Here is a 22516-nt window from a genome sequence, read left to right as displayed (position 1 = left end):
TCTTATGAAGAAATTATGGATCTATTGCATGGCAGGTATAGGTATGGCCTTTACTGCCTGCAACAACGGCAACGCCGCTAAAAACCTCGCCAATGGTGTGTGGCAGGCAAAGCTGCACCGGGCCGACGGAGCAGCTATCGTATTCAATTTTGAAGTAAAAGATACCGCCGGTAATAAGGTACTTTATGTCATCAATGCCAACGACAAACTCCTGGTAGATGATGTAAAAGTAACCGGCGATTCCCTCTTTATTAAAATGCCTTTCTTTGATTCGGAATTCAAAGCAAAGCTGTCTTCCGATAGCGCCGTAGAAGGCCTCTGGATCAGGCACCTGGCAGATAAAGATGTGAGCATTCCATTCTCGGCGGTAGCCGGCAAAGCAGAACGCTTCGCCGTGAATACACCCGCCACTGTGAACGTTTCCGGCCGCTGGGTTACACAGTTCGTGTCTTCAAAAGATAAGGACAAAGCACCCTCTACTGCGATCGGTGAATTCAAGCAATCCGGTAATATCGTACACGGTACCTTCCTCACCACTACCGGCGATTACCGCTTCCTCGATGGCGTGGTAGATGGCGACACCCTGCGTCTTTCTACCTTCGACGGCTCGCATGCGTATCTCTTCACTGCCCGCGTTGGAAAAGACAGCATTACGGATGGCCGCTTCTTCGCCGGTATCGGCGACGGACTGGAGTTCTGGTCTGCTGTGAAAAATGATACGGCTGCTTTACAGGACGAAAGAACTATCGCTACCATGAAGCCTGGTCAGCAACAGCTGGACTTCAGCTTCCCGGATCTCAACGGTAATAAGGTGAGCATCAAGGATGACCGCTTTAAAAATAAAGTAGTGATCATTACGCTCATGGGTTCCTGGTGCCCCAATTGTATGGACGAAACCGGCTTCCTGAGCAAATGGTATGAAAAAAATAAAGACCGTGGCGTAGAAGTCATCGGTCTGGCTTACGAACGCACCACCGATTTCGAGAAGTCGAAACATGCGCTTGAAGGCTTCCTTAAACGCTTTGATGTAAAGTATCCGGTACTCATCACCGGAGTAACACCCGCTGACCCGGAGAAAGGGCCTAAAACGCTTCCGCAGCTCACTGCTATCAAAGGCTTCCCTACCACCATCTTCATCAATAAAAAAGGAGATGTGCAGGAAGTACATACCGGTTTCTCCGGTCCTGGTACTGGCGAACATTATGAACAGTTCCAGGCCGACTTTAACCGCCTTGTCTCCAATATGCTGGACGCGAAATAGAACGTCGCTTAACGATACGAAGGGGTGCATTCCGGACAGGAATTGCACCCCTTTTCTATAATATCTTCCTGTTAAGTTTTATTTTCCGGCCTGATGTTTTTCAGATATTCAGGTTAAAAAGGTATTAATCCGATGGTATGATATAATTATATAATATCATACCGGAAGAAGCAAACCCACACTGGTATTTGCTCTCGGGGCATACTTCACTTTTTAATAAAATTTATTATTTCATTTCTTTCAAAAAGGTTTGAAAAATACCAGAATGTAATTATTTTACTGCTCCGTTTGACTTTTATAAATTCCATTATCTAATACGCTTATCTTATCCACCTGCCGGGGCAATGTCAACTCTGATGTTGTCCTGGATAGCGTTCCCTTCGATTTTTACGATACTGATACTGGTTACGTTTACTCTCACTCAGCAGGTGGTTTTTTCTCCTCCCTTTATACAATAACATTTCTTTAAGAGCGGATCCTCCTACATGGGCTTTTACTGGCCTGATATTTGAAAATTTCAGTTAGTAGTGTGATTTGAACTATGCACACGAATCATTTGTTAAACCATAAAAATCCAGAAATTATGTCTACAACGAAATTTCTTGCAGGTGCTATAGCCGGATTAACTACCGGATTAGTAATCGGATTATTAACGGCACCGGATAGCGGTGACAGAACCCGTAAAAAAATTAAAACAAAAGCAGACGACTGGCGCCATAAAATCAATGGCATTGTGGGAAAGGGAGGAGAGGACTTATCCGATCTGAAAGAAGTATTTGAACATGAAGTAACCGGTTTACAGGATGATGTGCGCGAAAGAGTACTGAAACTGATCAACAAAAGTCAGGGCGTTTACAACAGATTCAAAAGAGAAGCTCTGTCCTGATAAAGGTAATTGCCTTAATAAAAAATGCAGCGAAAGATATAAGTTATCTCCGCTGCATTTTTTATTAGAAAGGACAAGATGTTATTGCAAAATTTCTCCCGTTTCCATATAGTTTTTGAAACGTTTGATATCTTTTACAATCATATTTTCAAAAGCAGGATTCAACAGCCAGGCCATTCCGGAGCCCACATATCCGGCTGGTGGGCGATAAGTGATCATCACATCTATTTCGGTGCCACCATTGAATGTTTCGCGGAATGTAACCCTTCCGGCTGTAGCGATAGATGATCCCGGTAAAGAACGCCAGCCGATGATTTCACCCGGCACTTCTTTTACAATTTCTGCATCCCACTCCAGGGTACCAATACCGCCCGGTCCTTTTACAATCCAATGCGAATGAAAAGGATCTTTTTCTTCTACCGATTGCAGGTGTTTCATAAACACCGGCAGGTTATTCAACTGCCGCCAGAAATAGTAAACTTCCTCTCTTGGGTTATCAATGGAAAGAGTGGTACGGATATTCACAGCAGCAGTATGACGGTCGGGTTTACGTTTACCTAAAAAGCCATTCACGAGGTCGTTCCCGCTGATGCCACGATACAAGAGGTAACCCGCGCCTAACAGCTTTAACAAGCTTCCTACCGGTGATTTATCGACCTTGCTGATAGCACTCCCCACCAGCCACGCACCCGTGAATATGGAAACAATTCTACCTTCCGGCGTTACATTGATGATATTGGAGCTATCATATAAAGAACCTGCTTTTGGTTGTGATGAAAGATCATGTTGTGTTAAGGTAGTCATATATACAGTTTGGGGAACTACCAGCTAAAACCCTGCACTTTTGTTCGAAATCGATTAAGTTATTGATTGTTAGTTAGATAGATATGGTATTGCTCGTCATGTTCCTGTGGCACATCGGGTACGGTGCGTAATTTCTTACACACTACCGGTAGCTTGTTTTCGGGAGATGTTCGTCACGCCGTTATTCACCGGGGTTGTAATCGTTGCAGCCTTTTCATTAACGGTAAGAAGCCAGCAACGCATCAAAGATTTGTTGTCCCCAACGGGGCGCCAGCGCATTGTCCGGTTTGAAAGCGGCAAACTTTTCTGCTACGATATCTACAGTACTCTTCGCCCGCTTCTTGCCTCCACCGAATATTGCCGGAGTGTAGTAAATATTCAACGCTTTGATCAGCCAGGCCCGTGGATTTGTAGAATCTGCTGCAATAGCCTTCTCTGCATAACTCCGGCTTTCTCCGCCCAGCGAAGCGCCACGTGAAGGCGCCGCATTGATCCGGGCAGATAACCAGTATCCCATCAGCGTCAGCGTTTCTGTATTGCCGGGTTGCATTTCCAACGCCTTCTTCACAAATGGTTCGGCCTTCTTACAAAGTGCCTCCGCTGCTGTTTTATCCGATTTAAAAGAGAGTTGTGTAGCCGCCCAGCCTGCATAATACTGCAATAACCATTCTTCCGGATGCGCATTGGCCAAAGCCATCAGCGTGTCTATTCGTGGTGGCCACTGTGCAGGGGCTGCGGTTTCCAATACCATGATCTGTTGCCGGAGATCAGTTTGCCAGCCATCTTTTTCCTGTCCGTAAACAGTGATCATGACGCATAACAGCAGGGGGAATAACATAAGTAGTCGTCTCATAAGATAGTGTGTGAGCCAACAATGCCTTTACGAATTATATGCCAGCTTGCATTTCTCTGAATGAAGGGTTATCTTGACGCTTGTTAAATAAAACGAACATATGAAAAAACTACTGACCGCGTTATTCATGCTGGCTGGCCTTCACAGCTTTGCACAAAAGGAAATAGCCCCCAATAAATGGCTGAAACTCTTCAACGGAAAGGATCTTAAAGATTGGGATATCAAAATAACCGGGCATGAACTCAACGACAACTACGGTAACACCTTCCGGGTTGATAGCGGCATGCTGAAGGTGAGTTACGAAAACTATGATGAGTTTAAAGAACAATACGGACACATCTTCTATAAAAAGAACTTCTCCGCTTACCTGGTAGTCGTAGAATATAAATTTACAGGTGAGCAGGTAAAAGGTGGGCCGGGTTGGGCTTACCGCAACAGTGGCGTGATGCTGCACGGCCAAACGGCTGCCAGCATGACGAAAGACCAGGATTTTCCTATCTCCCTGGAAGAACAGCTCCTGGGTGGTAATGGTACTGATCCCCGTTCTACCAGCAACCTCTGTACACCGGGTACCAATGTGGTAATGAATGGAAAACTGATCAAAGACCATTGCATCAGTTCCACCTCAAAAACCTACCACGGCGATGTATGGGTACATGCTGAAGCACTGGTACTGCGCGATTCCGTGATTAAACACATTGTAGAAGGAGATACGGTGATTGTATACAACAAGCCGCAGATGGGCGGAGGTAATGTGTCTCACCCTAAACCAGGCCTCCTCCAGGAAGGCAAACTGCTCACAGAAGGATCTATTTCCCTGCAGAGTGAAAGTCACCCGGTGGCCTTCAGAAAGGTAGAACTGTTCGACCTTTCTCCCTACATCAATGATCCCGTTAAGCTGAATAAAATTCTCCATCAGTTGCAAAACCGGCCGGGAGCGAAAAAAGCAAAATAACGTGATGACGGGGGCGGGGTGGCCTCGGCGGCCGGGGTGGTCTGGGCGGTAAACAGCTGGCGCTGAGTAACAACAGGCAGGCAGCCAATGCTGGCAAGGATTTCCTTTTCATATGAAAATGTTTATGCTTGGAATAAAATGCGCATATCTGCTCATTTCTTGCAAATAAGGCAAATCCGGTACCATTTTTAGCCGCTTTCTGCTACCTTTGCCCCCTCGAAAGACACAGCATGGAAAATTGTACCCTCTATACGCACGAGGTTGAAATGGAGAAAGTGTTGACCCGCATGCGGGCACATTTTGGAGAACAGGCAGTAAAGGTAACCGGACCGGAACACCAATGGGAACAGCTGACCATCAGCTCAGGAAAAAAACTCCTGAGAAAGGGCAACACCCTCACTATTACCTACCGTCAACGCGCTATTCCCGGCTATCAGCTGGTACGCAACGATGACCCGGTAACCGCAAACCTGCTGGGCATGTACGGCTTCGTACAACAACTCCCGGCAGATAATCCGGACCTGAAAGAACTATTGCTCGCAAAAGTAGCCACCCTCAATACAGAAATCGCCTTCCTCGCCACACCTTCCTTTAATGGCGACCTCCGGGCCGCTGTCATGGAACTGGCGCACGAACTCGATGGCATCTTCTTCTGCGAAAACAATTTCATCTTTAAAACAGATGTACAGGGCTTCTGGGATAAAACCGGCGCACTGCTCCTGGATGTCAACGGACACTCTACCGCTACCAATCTCACGGTAAATATCAATACCCGCTACTTCGACAGTCAGGAGGCTCCTTCCGATACTGCTACTGCCAGAAAAGAAAGAAACCGGCAGCTGCTGGAGGAAATGAAGGTGAAAACCACCCCCAATCTTCCTGTAATTGCAGACGAAAGCCAGGTGGTACTCCGCTCTGTGGAAGAAGTAGCGCAACGGGCAGCTGTTCTTGCAGCTGTAAACACGGTAGCTTTTGGATATCTCGAAAGTCCGGCCGTAATCAGCTATCTGCAACAACACCAGCTCTGGGATAAAACAACGCCCGCTGAAAAGGCTTTTCTCGAAGATCCGCAGGACGAAGCAAAAACACGGGAAACCTGGAAATGTGAAGATATCTGGGTATTGTTGTGGGCACTCAACAAAGTGCCTTCTCTTGGGGAAATGGACGCCCTCTGCAACCTGGATATGGTACCGGAAGAGGCATTCCCTTTCCGTGGCCCGGCTTCCGATCCGGCTGTATTCCTGGCTGGCGCTACCTCCTTACGCAACGCATCAGAAATACTGGATGCCAACGATCTTTACTACCGCGCCAACTGGGCTTGTGTAGACGCCCGCTTAAGAAGCGAAAAAGAACCTGTGCATCCTGGTATTGTATACGAAAGACATTACGCCCTTAACTGGCTGATCAACTACCGGGATCAAACCTGGGATGAGGTGACCTGCGATACCTGATGGTATCAGGAATTTTCTCAAAACTTATTTGTAAAAATATTTCGGGGAGATAAAAGCGAATATCCGCTTCTATCTCCCCGAATCTTTTAGACATAAAAAGTAAGAGGCGCCTTTACTCGCCTTTCAGCATCAGCTGCCGGATATACTTTACCGGTGCGCTACCATAACTTAAAAACGTTTCGTTGAACTTCTTCAGATTATAGTTTTGTCCCTGCTGCTGTTTGTAGGCTGCACGCAGGTCTATGATTTCCTTGTAGCCGGTGAAATAGCTGGTCAGCTGTACGCTGGTTACACTCACCCGTTTCCATTTGCCTTCTGCTTCTGCGGCCTGTTGGAATGCCTCTTTGGTCAGCAGGTGAATGGCGTCTTCCTTGCTCATATCTTTCACGTGTACGCTGTAATCCAGGATGGTATTGCATACGGTGCGCAGGTTCCATTTGTACCACATCAGCCACATTTCAGGTTCGTCGTTGCCATAGCCGTTTTCCAGCATCATCTGTTCTGTGTATACCGCCCATCCTTCAATCATGGCGCCGTTGCTCATCAGTGATTTGATCAGGCTGGGAGAGCGGTTGGCATATACCAGCTGTGTGTAGTGACCCGGAATAGCTTCGTGTATATCAAGGATCTGCAGGATGTAGTGATTGTATTCGCGCAGGTAACTTTCTGCTTTATCTTTCGGCCATCCTTCCAGGCTGCCTACATTGTAGTAGGTGTTGCCGCCTTTGTCGTACGGGCCGGGGGCACTGATAGAAGCGCCTGCCACTCCTGCCATGTAAGCTGGTTCTTTACGTACCACCAATGGTTTTGAAGGATCGATATACAGCAAATCTTTTTCTTTGATAAAAGCAATCAGCGAAGGCAATTGCTTTTCAATGGCCGACTGGAATTCTTCCGGTTTCACATGTTTCACAGAAAGCGTATCTATCATAAGGCCTACCAGTTCCAGTGAATCGGTGGGCATAGGAGCAGTACCAAAGTATTTACTCCACAACTGACGGCTGATCTTTGTCATTTCTCCGTGTACAAACGCTTTACGGGCAACGGCAGAATCATAGATCTGTCCTGCGCTGAAAGAGGATTGTATGTCGTATTTGAATTTCTGATCGTACAGTGCTTTGCCCAAACGGAAGCTGCGCGGATGTTCCGGCTTCAATGCCTTTAACCAATCGGCATAATCGCGGATGGCTTTGGTGGCGGTTTTGGCGCTGTTAATCATGGCAGTTTGTTCAGCCGCAGGAATACTGGTTTTTTTCAGCGAGTCTGCAAAGTCTTTTTCGAAAACAGATAAGCCGCCATTGTTCTGGTCAATTGCCAGGGAGGTGAGTTCAGGAACCGGATCCTTGATCTGTTTTTTAGCGGCTTCATAATAGGCCGGAATATTTTGCAATCTGCCGCCAAAGGCGCGCAGCCTGGTTTCCAGCGGTGCATAATTTTCATTCAGGATAAACGCAAACGTATTGCTCACATTATAGGAAGAAGGATCCCATTCACTGCCTTTCTGTTCTTTGATATTCCATTGCACGGATTCCAGGTAATTCTGAATCAGTTGGTAGTCGATTTTGTTGGCATCACTCAAAGCCTTGAGATCATATGATTTCAGCGAGTCCAGGTGTTGCTGTGCAAAAGCCAGGCTGGATTGTCTGGCGGCACTATCCGGCACAATCAGCACGGAATCATATTGATGGAAACCAACGTTGGTGGCCCAGTCAGGGTTTTCTTTCCACAGGGCATCAATAAAATGAGCTTCATAGTTACTGAAGGCATGATTCAGCGTACTATCGGTACCACTGGTTTTGCTGCCGGCGCCGTTGTTGTTACAGGCTGCGAGGGCAGCTGCGGCGGTGGCGCAAAGGAGGAATCTTTTCATTGCAGTAGATTGTTGTTGTTTCAAAAAAGCCACCGTAATATACTATTTAATTATTTTCTTTACTTTTGCTGCTCATTAATAATAAACACTGCAAACACTTGCGCCATGTAATGTCACAGGCATATTAGTTTTATTCCTTTCGCCGTTCCATCCCGGAACCGGCCTGTGAAAATATTGTTTCATTCAAACCCTGCTAACATGGCAATTTCTCAGAAATATGGCCGTACCTGGCATTATCCGTTTTCACCCGGCACTACGAGCGATGACCGTATTCAACACGAATACTGGCAATCGCTGCAACAGATCCCGGTGTTGATTCATACGGAAAAGCTGGACGGTGAAAATAATTGTTTGTCGCGATACGGTGTATTTGCGCGCTCACATGCAGCGCCCACTACATCGCCGTGGACAGCTACCATTCGCCAGTACTGGCAAAGTATCCGGAACGACCTGGGTAACCTGGAGATTTTCCTGGAGAATCTTTATGCGGTGCATTCTATAGAATACCGTAACCTGGATCATCATTTTTATGTGTTTGGCATCCGGGAGGGCGACCGCTGGCTCAGTTGGGAAGAAACCCACTTCTATGCCGCTATGCTCGACCTGCCGGTGGTGCCGGAAGTAAAACGCATCACACCACCACTGGTACGCACTGATTTTGAGCGTGATATTTTATCGCTTGTAAACGGTCCGGGTGCTTTTGATCCGCATGATGTGCATACCGGTGAACCCGCTACCATGGAAGGTATTGTGTCCCGTAATGCTGCCGGATATGCGGTCAGCGATTTCGCAGATAACATGTTTAAGTATGTCCGTAAGGGACATGTAAAAACAGACCAGCACTGGACCCGTCACTGGCGCCGTGCAAGGTTAAATAACGAAGGAGGTAATTATGTGGCAGCTCAGTGAAAATAAAGACTGGTCCCACCTCGAAAATACATTTGAATGGGTACGCGTAATGGCTGATGTTCCGCAGGATGCCATTCATCATGCGGAAGGTAACGTGGCCGTACATACGCAGATGGTGTTGGCGGCATTGCAGCAGTTGCCCGCTTACCAGGCGCTTGGCGCGCAGGAGCAGGAACTGCTCTGGGCGGCGGCACTACTGCATGATGTGGAAAAGTTCAGTACCACGGTGACAGCGCCTGATGGCAGCATCACATCGGCGGGGCATGCCCGCAAAGGGGAGGGGAAGGCCCGGCAGATCCTTTACCGGGAAGTACCGGCGCCTTTCTTTCTCCGGGAGCAGATCGCCAAACTGGTCCGGTATCACGGCCTGCCCCTATGGGTGTTTGAAAAGCCCGATCCGCAGAAAGCTGTGATCACGGCCAGCCTGGAAGTGAATACGGAATGGCTGGCATTGCTGGCCCGCGCCGATGCGTTGGGCCGGATCTGCAGCGACCAGGCCGATCTGCTGTACCGCATTGATTGTTTTGAAGAACTGTGCCGCGATAATCAATGCTGGGGCAGGCCACGTGCGTTTGCTACGCCTGAAGCCCGGATGCAATACCTTCAGAAGGCCGACAGCTCCCCGGATTACGTGCCGTTTGATACGCCGCAAGCCACCGTGATCATGATGAGCGGCTTGCCGGGAGCAGGCAAAGACACATACGTCCGTAAACATTACCGGCACCTGCCGGTCATCTCACTGGATAATATCCGGCAGGAAATGAAGATCAGTCCTACCGATAAAAGCGGTAATGGTACAGTGATTCAGGCTGCGAAAGAACAGGCGCGTGTGTATCTCCGGGAAAAAAGATCCTTTCTCTGGAATGCCACTAATATTACCCGGCAGATGCGGGAACAGGTGATCAGTCTTTTTACAACTTATCAGGCAGCAGTAACAATTGTGTATGTGGAAGTGCCGGCGGCGAAGTTATTGCAACAGAATAAAGACAGGGAAGCAGTGGTGCCGGTAGCGGTGGTGGAGCGGTTGATCAGTAAGCTGGAAGTGCCGTCTGTAACGGAAGCACACGAAGTGATTTATTGTTGTTAACCGGCGTATGCAGCGGAATACTTCCGCTGCATACGCTTTTATCAGAATTCATTCCGCCACATCATGCTCTCTACGGGTTTCACCGTGCGACCATTATATTTGGCATTGCCTTTTTTGTTATAGAAAGTTTCTACTTCTCCTTCTACTACGAAGTAGATCAGCTGTCCCACAGGCATTCCTGCGTATATGCGTACGGGTTGTGCGCAGGAAATTTCCAGGGTCCAGGTATTGCAGAAGCCTACATCGCCTTTACCGGCAGTGGCGTGGATATCAATTCCTAAACGGCCTGTGCTGGATTTGCCTTCCAGGAACGGCACATGCGCATGCGTCTCCGTATATTCTTCTGTTACGCCCAGGTAAAGGGTACCGGGTTGTAAAACAAATCCTTCTTCCGGAATTTCAAAGTGATCAATTTCATTGTGTTTGCGCGCATCCAGTACACGGTCTTTGTAGGTAGCCAGGTATTTGCCCAGGTGCACATCGTAGGAGTTGGTCCCCAGGAATTTACGGTCATAGGGAGCAATGACGATAGTGCCTTTTTCAATTTCCTCCAATATCCGTTTGTCTGACAGAATCATGCTTTGGTTCGTTTAATTTTAGTGAGCTATAATGGTAGCTTTGAGTTTTCAGCTGTTAGCATTTCGTTAAAGACGCCCTGCCAAAAGCTGTTTTTTCTGCTTTTTTGCTTTAATTTGGCAAGATATGCCATTAATACGAACGATACAAATTGATCCGGAAACGAAGCTGGGTGTATGGAAGATAACGGAACCGGAAACTTTTTTCCGGGAGAAGGTAAACATCAGCCCGGCTATTCATCATCCGCATAAGCGATTGCAGCATTTTGCCGGCAGATACCTGCTGGTAACGCTTTTTCCGGAGTTTCCCATCGAACAGATTACTGTCACCAATTCCCGGAAGCCGGTACTGGTATGCGATAGTCATCATTTCTCTATTTCTCATTGCGGTGATTACGCGGCTGCTATTGTGAGTACCAAAGCCGCTGTGGGCATTGATATTGAAGAAGTGAAACAAAAAATAGAGCTGGTATCGCATAAGTTCCTGTCGCCCGCTGAACGGGCATTTATTGATCCTGCCCATGAGCTGCCTCATAAAACGATCTGCTGGAGTGCCAAAGAGGCGATGTTTAAATGGTATGGATTGGGAAGCGTTGATTTTAAACAGAATATGAAGCTGCATCCCTTTGTTTTTCAGCAGGCCGGTTTCATCACCGCCGATTTTAACAAAGAGGAAGCAAATACGCGGTTATATTTGCAATACATTATGGAAAATGACCTATGCCTGGCATGGACTCATCCTGCGTGAGGAAAGATTTTATTAAGCACTGTTGCGTTTATTTATGAAGATTTATTTACTCGGTTTTATGGGTGCCGGAAAATCCTATTGGGGTAAACAACTGGCAGACCACTGGCAACTGCCCTATTATGATCTGGACGAAGTGATTGTGGAAGCAGAAGAGATGGCCATCGCAGATATTTTCGCTACGAAAGGGGAAGACTATTTCCGCGAAAAAGAAAGTGAGTTGCTGCGGGAGTTATCTGCACAGGAAAACTTCCTGATCTCCTGCGGAGGCGGAACACCCTGCTTCCAGGAGAACATGGATTTTATGAATGAGAATGGTACGACCATCTGGATCAATCCATCCGTGGAAGCGATGGCAGAAAGACTGCAACGTAAGAAATCGAAAAGGCCATTGATTGCTGATCTGGAAGATGAAGACCTGGCAGGTTTTATAGAGAAAAAGATGGCAGAACGACTGCCTTTTTACGAGCAATCGAAGCATATAATTACATCGGATAATATTTCATTGGATACCTTTACGCAAAATTTCTAGTATGCATAAGAGTTTTTTAGTTTGGGCGGCGGTATTAGGCGCATTGGCAGTTATTTTAGGCGCATTTGGCGCACATAAACTGAAAGAGCTGGTGCCTCCTGAAACCGTATCTACTTTTCAGACGGGCGTTACTTACCAGTTCTATCACGTATTCGCATTGATTGCTACCGGCATTTTGTTTGCACATCTGCCCGGCAGCCAGCTGGTATGGGCAGGCAGATGCTTTATTATCGGTATTATCCTGTTCTCCGGTTCACTGTACGCACTCACCCTCCTGAAAGCCACCGGCAATGTAGGTTTGAGAGGCATCGGTATTGTGACACCTATAGGCGGTGTATTCTTTATTGCCGGCTGGATCTCTTTGCTGGCAGGTATTTTAAAATTAAAAGCGTAAAGCATTTTCGTATATGTACAGAGGTTTCTGGGTGTTGATAGTGAGTTTGCTGACTGGTTCAGTAGTGATGGCACAGGACAATGCAAATATTGCCGGTAAATGGTACGGCGCCTTTAAACTTTATTACGGAGATAAGTACCGCGTGATCCTGGAACTGGAAAAGGACGGAGCCGGTTACAAAGGCAAGCTCCTGTTACCCGATCTGCCGGAAAGTGAATCGCTGGAAATGGAAACAGTCGTGTACCGTAAGGATACCCTGCTGCTTCGGGTGGATGATGTGAATTTTACGTACACCGGCGTATGGGATCCTGCAGTGAAAAAGTTCCGTGGCGTGGCCCGTATAGGCAATGATGACAGCCAGATAGAACTGGGACGTAAAGAGATTGCGCTGGCCGACATCTACAAAAGACCACAGGAGCCAAAGCCTCCTTACCCTTACTATACAGAAGAAGTAAAATTCAATAATGTAAAAGACAGCGTTTCATTAGGCGGTACCTTTACCCGTCCGGCGGCTAACGGAAAATACCCGGTAGTGATCCTGCTGACAGGTTCCGGTCCGCAGAACAGGAACGAGGAAATGGCAGGTCATAAACTGTTCCTGGTACTGGCCGATTATTTTGCCCGTAATGGAATTGCGACCCTGCGTTACGACGACCGTGGGTATGGTGCTTCTACGGGTGACTTTGAATCAGCCGATATTTACGATTTTTCACATGATGCGCTGACAGCATTGGGTTACCTGAAAACCCGGAAAGACATTGATCCGGCAAGGATCGGTTTTGTGGGCCACAGTGAAGGGGCCAGCGTGGCCTGTATTGCTGCAGCAAACAATCCGGCCGTGGATTTTGTAATTTCCATGGCAGGTGTAGGTATTACCGGCAGGGAGTTGGTAGACCAGCAGGCGGCTGCCAAAGGTAGAATGACAGGCAAATCAGATAGCCTGATCCTGGCAGACCGGCAGCAGTTGAAACCCTACTGGGATCTGCTGGCCAGCGACCGCCCGATAGCAGAGATCAGACCCGAAGCAGAAAAAATGCTGCGGGAAATATACCGTAATTCAAGTGCAGACGTTAAGAAAGGACAAACAGAAGAAGAACTGATCCGGGATGCCAATATGACGCCAGAAACATTAACTTTATTAAGATACCGGCCACTGACCTATCTGAAACAGATCAAGTGTCCGTTTATGGCGATTAACGGCACCGCCGACATACAGGTAGATGCCAATACAAATCTGAAAGAAATTGAACGTGCATTAAATGAAAATGGCAATCTGCTCACAACAATCCGTAAGTTTGATGGGTTGAATCATTTGTTCCAACGTTGTAAAACATGTGATGTAAGTGAATACGGAGAGTTAGAACAAACCATTGATCCCCTGGTCCCCGAGTTTATGGCGCACTGGATTTTGCAGTTGCCGCCAGCGGCGGACAGGTAGTCCCAAAATTTAAAGTTAGCTGTCAAAAGCTGTTGCAGTCACACTAAGAGCTATAAGCTGAGAGCTAACAGCTAAAAAACGAATATGTCCAAGAATAAACTGAAAACTGAAAAACCGGAAAGCAAAAAACCACCGAAAGGCCCTGCAACGAACCCTGATGTACTGAAAAAAGATAAAGAGCCGGAGGTAAAGGTAAAAGAGCTGGTGAAAGATGAACGCACCCATAAGGTATTGGGCGTGTTCTTTCTTTTATTGTCTGTTTATTGCTTTATTGCGTTCACTTCCTATCTTTTCACCTGGGAAGATGACCAGGATAAAATCTTCCATTATTCTACCCGGGAATTATTCTTTGGGGATGTAAAAGTAGACAACCTGCTGGGCCGTTTGGGTGCCTATGTGTCACATAACTTCTTCTTTTACGGTGTAGGAATTGCTGCCTACCTGTTCTGTTATTTCTTTTTTATTGTAGGAGTTAACTTTATCGTAGGCCGCCGGGTATTCCGTATCTGGCGCAGTATAAAGTATATCCTGTTTGGTTTGCTGTTTATCAGCATGACCATGGCCTTTGTCACCAATGGCCACGATTTTCCCTGGGGAGGCGCCATGGGCGATGCCCTGAATAAGTGGATGAGCGGCTTTGTAGGTAAAACAGGGACTGCACTCCTCCTGATTGTGGTGGGCTTCTCCTGGCTGATCTGGAAATTCAATTTTGATTTCAAATGGCCGGAGAAAAAGATAAAACCTCCCAAACCAGTGCCCGCAGCAGCACCTGCAGCGCCTGTAGCATCTGCTACTGCAACACCAGCTGCTCCGGCAGCCACCAATACAGCTCCGGTAAGGGAAGATCCGCGCAAAAACGGTCTCCGCGACGATGGCGGTGTGATGGTGATCCCTCCACATGCGGAAGAAGAGGAAGAAGACCTGCCACCAATGGAGTTGGTGGAAAGGGAAGATATTACAGTCATCCCGTCTCACGCACCTTATATGCCTCCTGTGCCCGCTTCTTCTTTTACGGAAGAAGAAGACCTGCGTACAGAGGAAGAGGAAGCGGAAGATCCCGGGCCATTGCTGTATATAGAGGAAACCCCGGAGCCTCCGCCACCTCCTGCCAAAAAGAAAGGCGCCCCCACAGAAGTGGCGTTTGAAATAAAACCTACCTACCAGGATGAAGAAGACGAAGTAGAGGAAATTGCCCCGGTAAGGCCCGTGGAACCAGTAGATCCCTATGATCCGTCACTGGATCTGAGAGATTACAAGTTCCCTACCCTGGACCTGCTGGAAAATCATAATGCCGATAAAGTAATTGTACAGGATACCACGGAACTGGAAAAGAATAAGAACCAGATCATTGATACCCTGAAAAACTACGATATTTCCATCCAGAAAATAAGTGCTACCGTAGGACCTACCGTGACACTGTACGAAATTGTGCCGGCAGCCGGCGTTCGTATCTCCCGTATTAAAAACCTGGAAGATGATATCGCATTGAGCCTGTCGGCGCTGGGGATCCGTATTATTGCCCCCATCCCGGGAAAAGGTACCATCGGTATAGAGGTGCCCAATGTGAAAAAGACCATTGTATCGCTCAAGAATATGCTCGCTTCGGAGAAATTCCAGAGCAGCACTATGGACCTGCCCATCGCGATCGGTAAAAAGATCGACAATGAAAACTTTATTGCCGACCTCGCGAAAATGCCCCACCTGCTAATGGCAGGTGCTACCGGTCAGGGTAAATCTGTGGGTATCAACACCCTGCTGGTGTCGTTGCTGTATAAAAAGCATCCTTCCCAGCTGAAGTTTGTACTGGTAGATCCGAAAAAAGTGGAGCTGTCCTTATATAAGCTCATTGAAAAACACTTCCTGGCCAAATTACCCGGCGAGGATGATGCAATCATTACAGACACCAAGAAAGTAATCCATACCCTCAATGCGTTGTGTATTGAGATGGATCTGCGTTACGACCTGCTGAAGGAAGCCGGTACCCGTAATATCCGTGAGTACAACGGTAAGTTTACCCAACGTCGCCTCAATCCGCTGAAAGGCCATCGTTACCTGCCCTTCATTGTGCTGGTAGTGGATGAGTTTGCGGATCTGATCATGACGGCGGGCAAGGAAGTGGAAATGCCGATTGCCCGCCTGGCGCAGCTGGCCCGTGCGGTAGGTATTCACCTGATCATTGCCACGCAACGTCCGTCTGTAAACATTATTACCGGTACCATCAAAGCCAACTTCCCGGCCCGCGTGGCCTTTAAGGTGTCTTCCAAAATAGATTCCCGTACTATCCTGGATATCGGCGGCGCGGAGCAGCTGATAGGACAGGGGGATATGCTGGTGTCGTTCAACGGGGAGCTGGTGCGTTTGCAGTGTGCTTTCGTGGATACACCGGAAGTGGAAAATGTAGCCGAATTTATCGGTAACCAGAAAGGTTACCCGGATGCTTTCCTGTTGCCCGAATATGTAGACGATAAAGATCCGGATGGCAGGGAACTGAGCATTGCCGACAGGGATCCGCTTTTTGAAGAGGCTGCCCAGGTGATTGTAACCGCCCAGCAAGGGTCTACCTCCCTGTTGCAACGCCGTATGAAACTGGGCTACAACCGCGCCGGCCGCCTGATGGATCAGTTGGAAGCCGCGAACATTGTGGGTCCTAATATGGGCAGTAAAGCCAGGGATGTACTTGTGAAAACAGAGAGCGAGCTGAACGAAATCCTTAATAATTTGTTATAATATGTTAAGGAAGACCGAATTTATTACCCTTTTTCAGGAAATATCATGAATTTTGCACCCTGTAAAAGACCAACTAAGCTTTACCGGCATGGCATTTGTCTTTGCTGGGAGAGCACAAACTAAAAAAAACTACGATGAAGAAATTTGTATTAACAGGAATGTTGTTGAGTGGTATCATTTTCAGCGGCATGGCACAATCTAAGGGAGCCTCAGACCCAAAGGCTAAAACCGTACTGGATGGTGTTAGTAATAAATTCAAATCATTAAAAACAGTAGTCGCTAATTTCATCCTGAAAGTAGAAGGCGCCAACAACAGCGTATCCGATTCCAAGAAAGGTACCGTATACCTGAAAGGAGCCAAATATAAAGTAACGCTGCCCGGACAGGAAATCATCAGTGACAACAAAACTTCCTGGACGTATGCGAAAGACGTGAATGAAGTAACCGTAAATACAGTAGACCAGAGCAGCAGCGCCATGACACCGGCAAAACTGTTCACCAATTTCTACGATAAGGATTATCTGTACAAACTGGATGGTGAAACCACTGAAAAAGGAAAAGTGTTGCAGAATATCGAGCTGACACCTACCGACAAATCCAAAAATGTATTCAAGGTAATCGTTTCGGTAGATAAGAAGAACCAGAGCATTGCGAAAATGAAAGTGTTTGAAAAGAATGGTAATCACTATACCTACGAGATCACCAACTTTACGCCGAACACCAACCTGAGCGATGCGACCTTCACTTTTGACGCCAAAAATTATCCTGGTGTAGAAGTGGTAGACCTCCGATAGGATCAACTTTCTATAATAAAGGCCACCGGAACAGTAACAGGAGCGGATTTATACCCCGTCTGTCGCTGTTCCGGTGGCTTTTACCGTTTGAAAGGGTCCTGCTATTCCGCCACCACGGGTGATTTAGCGCTACGCAGCAGGCCGGTGGTGAATAGGGCTGTACCAAAAGCTTTGTCCTTTCTTGTTATTTATTTACCTTTGGCGAGTTCAATTTAAAATTAAACAATATGGCATACGACGTAATCGTAATTGGTAGTGGGCCCGGCGGATATGTGGCTGCTATCCGTGCTTCTCAGCTGGGATTTAAAACTGCAGTAGTGGAAAGAGAGAGTCTGGGTGGTATCTGTTTAAACTGGGGCTGTATTCCAACGAAGGCTTTGTTAAAAACTGCACAGGTTTTTGAATATACACAGCATTCAAAAGACTATGGTATCACTGTAGGTGATGCAAAAGTAGACTTTGAGGCCGTTATTAAACGTAGCCGTGGTGTTGCTGATAAAATGAGCAGGGGCGTTCAGTTCCTGATGAAGAAAAATAAGATCGACGTATTAATGGGCAATGGTAAAGTAAAATCCAAAGGCCAGGTGGAAGTAACCGATAAAGACGGTAAAGCCACCACATACGACGCAAAACATATCATCCTGGCTACCGGCGCACGTGCACGTGAGCTGCCTAACCTGAAGATCGACGGTAAAAATGTAATTGGTTATCGCGAAGCGATGGTACTGCCTCAGCAACCTAAATCCATGATTGTGGTGGGTTCCGGTGCTATCGGCGTTGAATTTGCTTACTTCTACGCTACCCTGGGTACGAAAGTAACTATCGTTGAATTCCTCCCGCGCATCGTACCGGTTGAAGATGAAGACATCTCCAAAGAACTGGAAAAAATATACAAAAAGAAAGGTATCGATATCATGACCAACGCTTCAGTAGAAGCAGTGGAAGCAAGTGGTAACGGTGTGAAAGCGAAAGTAAAAACTGCCACCGGCGAAATCACCCTGGAAGCAGACGTGGTACTGAGTGCGGTAGGTATCGCTGCCAATATCGAGAACATCGGTCTGGAAGGACTGGGTATCAAAACCGATAAAGGCCGTGTATTGGTTGATAAATACTACCAGACAAATATCCCGGGCGTTTACGCAATTGGTGATATGGTTCCTGGTCAGGCACTGGCACACGTGGCTTCCAAAGAAGCGATCGTTTGCGTAGAAGCTATCGCATACAACGAAAAGAAATATGCACACAAACCGGAAACCATTGATTACATGAACATTCCAGGCTGTACTTATTGCGCACCTGAAATTGCTTCTGTTGGTTATACCGAGAAGGCAGCTAAAGAAGCCGGTTACGAAGTGAAAGTGGGTAAATTCCCATTCTCTGCGTCCGGTAAAGCTTCTGCAGCCGGTGCTACCGAAGGTTTTGTGAAGGTAATTTTCGACGCTAAATACGGCGAATGGTTAGGTACCCACATGATCGGTGCTAACGTAACTGAGATCATTGCTGAAACAGTAGTAGCGCGTAAACTGGAAACTACTTACCAGGAAGTGCTGGATTCTATCCACCCGCATCCAACCATGAGCGAATCTGTAAAAGACGCCATTGAAGTAGCTTACGGAGAAGCGATTCACCTGTAATCATCATATTATTGTAAGTATAATGCCAGCCGTTCCGGATTTCCGGAGCGGCTGTTTTTGTTTCCGGCAGGATGCGTGCTAAAAACTTATATCAGCCTATTCCTGCTTCACAAACTTCGCTGAATAGATCCGTTTATTATCTGCATAGATCCCGCAATGATACACCCCATTCGCTAATTGCTGTACCGGCACTGTTTCCTGCGTGCCTTCCAGGTTGCGTTGTAAAACAATGCGACCGCTCATGTCTGTGATCAACAGCTTGCGGGAGCGTGCAGCGCCATCCAGTATAGTCAGCTGTGTACTAACAGGGTTGGGAAAGAGCAGGATATGGTTGTCAGCAATAAGGGTAATGGTGACCGGATCAGCATACACGTAAGTGCCAGTGCTGGTAAGCAGTTTAACCCGGTAGTGCAGCCATCCTTCCGGAGGTTGCGGATCTACATAATTCAGGTGCAGCGCGTTGTTGATGGGCTGTTCCTGCAGGGTGATCCATCCTTCCGGCGTAAGCCGCTCCCAATAAAGGGTTTGAAGATGCCAGGTGCTGCCCAGTGTGAGCGACAGCAATACCTGGTTGGTGGTAGTTGGATCTGCCAGCAGAGTTTGTACATAGCAACCTACGCCCTGCTGTGTGTAATTCATGGCGTAACTGCGGAGGCCCGCCCAGCCGGTAGTAGCCACCGGGCTCACTGCAAAGTATGCAGAAGATACCTGCGAAGCAGGCAGGAAGATAAAAGTATCACGGACCTGGCTATACGGTATCAGCGAGGTCTTATCCAGTGTGTACAATTGATAAGCAGCAGCACCTGGTTGTGCATTCCAGTAAAGCAATACGGTATCCTTGCAATTAAATCCGGTATGAATGGTTGGTTGTGGTGAAATATAGAAAGGAGCACTGATAAATGAAGTATCAGGTAATGTTAGTTTCAGCAATACCGGTTGAAAAATATCCGGTGTGGTCCAGTTGACAGGGCCGTTGGAGAGTGGAATGTTTTGTGCAACCGGCTGCCAGGACCGGCCACTGTCCGTACTATAGGAGATGTCACTGTTACCACTATACGTAGTTTGCCATTGCAATGGGATGGTTTGGGCAGCGCGGGAAACACTTCCGGGCGCCGGGTTTTGCCATTGAAAACTTTTTACCGGGATCCATTCATAAACCAGGTAAAAGGGTTGCGTTGTGGTGGATACGGCAGCTCCGGATACTTGTAGTTGCAGGTTTCCTGCCACCGGGTGCATAACACTGATTTGTTCTATATTATTTATGCTGTCCCTGCCGCGCTTTGCCGGCAAAGCGAGGGAATCGGGGTCCGGATTTAATATCCATGGCAGCCAGGTTTTGCCATCTGCAGTAATAGCTGCCAGATCAAGATCATTTATAAGCGCTTTAGGCGCGTTGACGGCTGCGGGTGGATCATTCCAGCAAAGCGTTACTTTCAGCTCCTGTATGCCCTCCGGAACCGTTATGTCGAAACGTTTGATGGTGCCTTTGCTTACAGCTCCCTGCAGCAGATGTTGTTGGGTAAGTGTTTGTAAAGCTCCATACGCATGAAGGTCGCCGTATCCATGAGAGAAGGAGGGGCCGGTACCCGCTGCCCTTGTAGCGCTGTTGATCAGCAGTGCCCTGCCCAATGCCGCTGCCATGGGGCTGTTGTGCTGTTGCCTCCAGGCATCCTGCAGCAATGCTACTACGCCGCTGGTAAGTGCTGCTGCACCCGAAGTACCATCTTCTCCAAAAGCAGTTAATTCCGGCTTGAGACGACCATCGTATGCAGGTCCCCTGGAACTCAGCGCCATTACCAGTGAGGATCCGTCTGTACCACCTGCTGTAATAATATTTTTTGCCTGTTTGAAATTACCAGATAAATTGGCATAGCCCGAAATGCCGCTGTAGCGGCCAGCGGAAGAGGCCAGTGTGCCGATATTTCCGGAAGAATATACATGTACCATTGTGTCTGATGTATACACCTGCTGATCATAGGCCGCTGCTTCTGCACCGTAATAATTTTCTATCGTGGTACCATACGAATGATTCTGTACTGTGATACCGGATTGCTGATAGTAAGCGTCATCGTCCGGAAACAAACTGTTGTTGTAATCGGCAGAACTCAGCTGTACTTCCGGCGCTACGCCTTTACCATTTATCCCGCTGTTACCTGCGCCACCGATCAGCGTGGCCATGATGAGTGCATGCGTGCTGTTGAGTGCTGATGCGTATACTGAAGGACGGTATCTTCCCTGCAGATCAATATCGGTAGTGTCAAAAAGATCTTCTTTAACGGAAACGGATATACGTTTTCCTGTGACTCCGGGAAACTGTTGTTGTGCATAGGTGATCCGGTTGAGCGTCAGGTTGGCGGTATTGATAATGATTTCAGGAGAAGGCCGTCGGATAAGATCTGCAAACTGTATAACCGGATTACTGATAACAGTTTTCCAATCTTTCTTCCGGATGCTTGCTACTGCTACTTTATAACGGGGTGAATAAGAGATTATATGCGCATTTTGTAACGTATTATCAGTGAGCATGCAAGCCAGTTGTACGGTAATGCTATCGCAGTCGCGTATTTTTTCCAGTTGCTGCAATAATGCCATACTGGCTTTAAAATTGTCATTTGCAGTATAGCAATACGTGACGGTGCTGTCATCCGGATGTTGCTGTAATATATAATGGTAGCGGCTTAGCGGCTGCAGTATCCTCCACTGCTGCAGTTGTGATTCTTTCGGCCGTTTTGAAAATTTTACAAAGAAGGGACCACCGGTTCGTTGTAATGAAAAGGTATCTGTTGCGTATCGTTGCAGCAGGCTATCTGTTTTTACGGCCGGTTGTGCAGCGGTGTAGTAACAGTAACAAAGCTGAAAAAGCAGCACAGGCCATATTTTCCAGGATGGTAAACGCATAAGGGGCGCGGGCAACAGGTAAATGATTTTGGTTTTATGTTGCTACCTAAAGCTAGTGCATTTAGTTTTTCAACACAATTTTTTCCCGCGCATAAAACAAAATATTTTTTTTAAATAAAACGAATGTTGTAATATTGAAACAGGAAATCCTTAATATAAAATTCAACAAAATCTGAGCAACGATCTGGAAAACCATTTCACAAACATTTAATCTGTAGAGCAAGTCTTAGTCGCCGGAAACAGCCGGTATTACTGAATCATCACCAACCCAGCGCATCTGATGCTATGCCATAACGGGCATATTAGCGATTGTATTGTACCCGGAAACGAGCGCACTGTTTTCAGGAAATAATCAAAGCTAAGCGATTGTATTTGTGGTAATAAAAATGAAAGAACAGGCATGCCTGAATGGGAATGCTATTATTTATTTCATGTTTTATTCAGCCACGATACAAGACATGCATTAAATGCTGTTAACCTTTGCCAGTAAGCATCTGCGGGTAATGGCATGATCTTGTTGTAATTGCTTGTATAGCCAGCGTTATAACTATTTGTCAGCAAGCATCTGCGGGTAATGGCATGATCATGTTGTAGTTGCTTGTATAGCTAGCGTTATAACTATCTGCCAGCAAGCATCTACGGGTAACGGCATGATTATGTTGTAATTGCTTGTATCGCAAGTGTTATAACTATCTGCCAGCAA

The 22516-nt window shown here is 47.1% G+C and carries 18 protein-coding genes; 13 read left to right on the top strand and 5 right to left on the bottom strand.

The annotated features are described in order from the left end of the window. Positions 1–4: 4 nt before the first annotated feature. Entirely contained in the window at positions 5–1261 is a 1257-nt protein-coding gene (locus tag BMW79_RS27810; RefSeq protein ID WP_089900980.1) for a TlpA disulfide reductase family protein, read from the top strand. A gap of 583 nt (positions 1262–1844) precedes the next feature. Further along, positions 1845–2147 (top strand): YtxH domain-containing protein, encoded by a 303-nt coding sequence (locus BMW79_RS27805; protein ID WP_089900978.1) that lies wholly within the window; start codon positions 1845–1847, stop codon positions 2145–2147. Between the two features lie 81 nt (positions 2148–2228). On the opposite strand, the gene BMW79_RS27800 is transcribed toward BMW79_RS27805, so the two are convergent. Beyond that, positions 2229–2951, bottom strand: coding sequence for an SRPBCC family protein (locus BMW79_RS27800; protein WP_089900975.1), 723 nt, complete (start codon positions 2949–2951; stop codon positions 2229–2231). Between the two features lie 217 nt (positions 2952–3168). Then, complete coding sequence (locus tag BMW79_RS27795; protein ID WP_143059283.1) at positions 3169–3804, bottom strand: hypothetical protein; 636 nt, start codon at positions 3802–3804, stop codon at positions 3169–3171. A gap of 100 nt (positions 3805–3904) precedes the next feature. Between BMW79_RS27795 and BMW79_RS27790 the strand changes: the two genes are divergently transcribed. Both BMW79_RS27790 and BMW79_RS27785 read left to right on the top strand, forming a co-directional pair. Then, on the top strand, positions 3905–4759 hold the full coding sequence (locus BMW79_RS27790; RefSeq protein WP_089900970.1) for a 3-keto-disaccharide hydrolase: 855 nt from the start codon (positions 3905–3907) through the stop codon (positions 4757–4759). A 230-nt stretch (positions 4760–4989) separates the two neighbouring features. Next, positions 4990–6210 carry a DUF4272 domain-containing protein gene (locus BMW79_RS27785; protein ID WP_089900967.1) on the top strand — a complete coding sequence of 407 codons (1221 nt, stop codon included), beginning with the start codon at positions 4990–4992 and terminating at the stop codon, positions 6208–6210. Positions 6211–6322: 112 nt separating this feature from the next. On the opposite strand, the gene BMW79_RS27780 is transcribed toward BMW79_RS27785, so the two are convergent. Beyond that, positions 6323–8080: a DUF885 domain-containing protein gene (locus tag BMW79_RS27780; protein ID WP_089900964.1), complete on the bottom strand. Its 1758-nt coding sequence runs from the start codon at positions 8078–8080 to the stop codon at positions 6323–6325. Between the two features lie 198 nt (positions 8081–8278). Here BMW79_RS27780 and BMW79_RS27775 point away from each other — a divergent pair, with 198 nt between their 5' ends. Continuing rightward, positions 8279–8989, top strand: a complete 711-nt coding sequence (locus BMW79_RS27775; protein WP_089900963.1) for an RNA ligase family protein — start codon at positions 8279–8281, stop codon at positions 8987–8989. Beyond that, positions 8973–10076 carry an AAA family ATPase gene (locus tag BMW79_RS27770; protein WP_089900960.1) on the top strand — a complete coding sequence of 368 codons (1104 nt, stop codon included), beginning with the start codon at positions 8973–8975 and terminating at the stop codon, positions 10074–10076. The genes BMW79_RS27775 and BMW79_RS27770 overlap by 17 nt, the downstream gene beginning before the upstream one ends. A gap of 41 nt (positions 10077–10117) precedes the next feature. On the opposite strand, the gene dcd is transcribed toward BMW79_RS27770, so the two are convergent. Beyond that, the gene (gene dcd, locus BMW79_RS27765; protein WP_089900957.1) at positions 10118–10654 is read right to left on the bottom strand and encodes a dCTP deaminase; all 537 of its coding nucleotides are present in this window, start codon (positions 10652–10654) and stop codon (positions 10118–10120) included. A gap of 124 nt (positions 10655–10778) precedes the next feature. On the opposite strand from dcd, the gene BMW79_RS27760 reads away from it, so the two are divergent. The 7 genes from BMW79_RS27760 to lpdA all read left to right on the top strand — a co-directional run bounded on the left by BMW79_RS27760 (position 10779) and on the right by lpdA (position 18915). Then, the gene (locus tag BMW79_RS27760; protein WP_089900952.1) at positions 10779–11399 is read left to right on the top strand and encodes a 4'-phosphopantetheinyl transferase family protein; all 621 of its coding nucleotides are present in this window, start codon (positions 10779–10781) and stop codon (positions 11397–11399) included. Between the two features lie 34 nt (positions 11400–11433). Continuing rightward, positions 11434–11928 carry a shikimate kinase gene (locus BMW79_RS27755; protein WP_089900949.1) on the top strand — a complete coding sequence of 165 codons (495 nt, stop codon included), beginning with the start codon at positions 11434–11436 and terminating at the stop codon, positions 11926–11928. A 1-nt stretch (position 11929) separates the two neighbouring features. Continuing rightward, complete coding sequence (locus tag BMW79_RS27750) at positions 11930–12322, top strand: DUF423 domain-containing protein (RefSeq protein WP_089900947.1); 393 nt, start codon at positions 11930–11932, stop codon at positions 12320–12322. Between the two features lie 13 nt (positions 12323–12335). Further along, entirely contained in the window at positions 12336–13760 is a 1425-nt protein-coding gene (locus BMW79_RS27745; RefSeq protein WP_089900944.1) for an alpha/beta hydrolase family protein, read from the top strand. Positions 13761–13844: 84 nt separating this feature from the next. Continuing rightward, positions 13845–16487 carry a DNA translocase FtsK gene (locus BMW79_RS27740; protein ID WP_089900941.1) on the top strand — a complete coding sequence of 881 codons (2643 nt, stop codon included), beginning with the start codon at positions 13845–13847 and terminating at the stop codon, positions 16485–16487. Between the two features lie 134 nt (positions 16488–16621). Next, positions 16622–17281 (top strand): LolA family protein, encoded by a 660-nt coding sequence (locus BMW79_RS27735; RefSeq protein WP_089900937.1) that lies wholly within the window; start codon positions 16622–16624, stop codon positions 17279–17281. Positions 17282–17508: 227 nt separating this feature from the next. Beyond that, complete coding sequence (lpdA, locus tag BMW79_RS27730; RefSeq protein ID WP_089900934.1) at positions 17509–18915, top strand: dihydrolipoyl dehydrogenase; 1407 nt, start codon at positions 17509–17511, stop codon at positions 18913–18915. A gap of 96 nt (positions 18916–19011) precedes the next feature. Here lpdA and BMW79_RS27725 read toward each other — a convergent pair whose 3' ends face one another. Then, a complete protein-coding gene (locus tag BMW79_RS27725) occupies positions 19012–21828 on the bottom strand; it encodes a S8 family serine peptidase (protein ID WP_177192360.1) in 2817 nt (938 codons plus the stop codon). Positions 21829–22516: the final 688 nt, after the last annotated feature.

This window comes from Chitinophaga arvensicola, from assembly GCF_900110835.1.
In the GTDB taxonomy this organism is placed as follows: domain Bacteria; phylum Bacteroidota; class Bacteroidia; order Chitinophagales; family Chitinophagaceae; genus Chitinophaga; species Chitinophaga arvensicola.
This window is presented reverse-complemented; position numbering and strand designations above follow the sequence as displayed.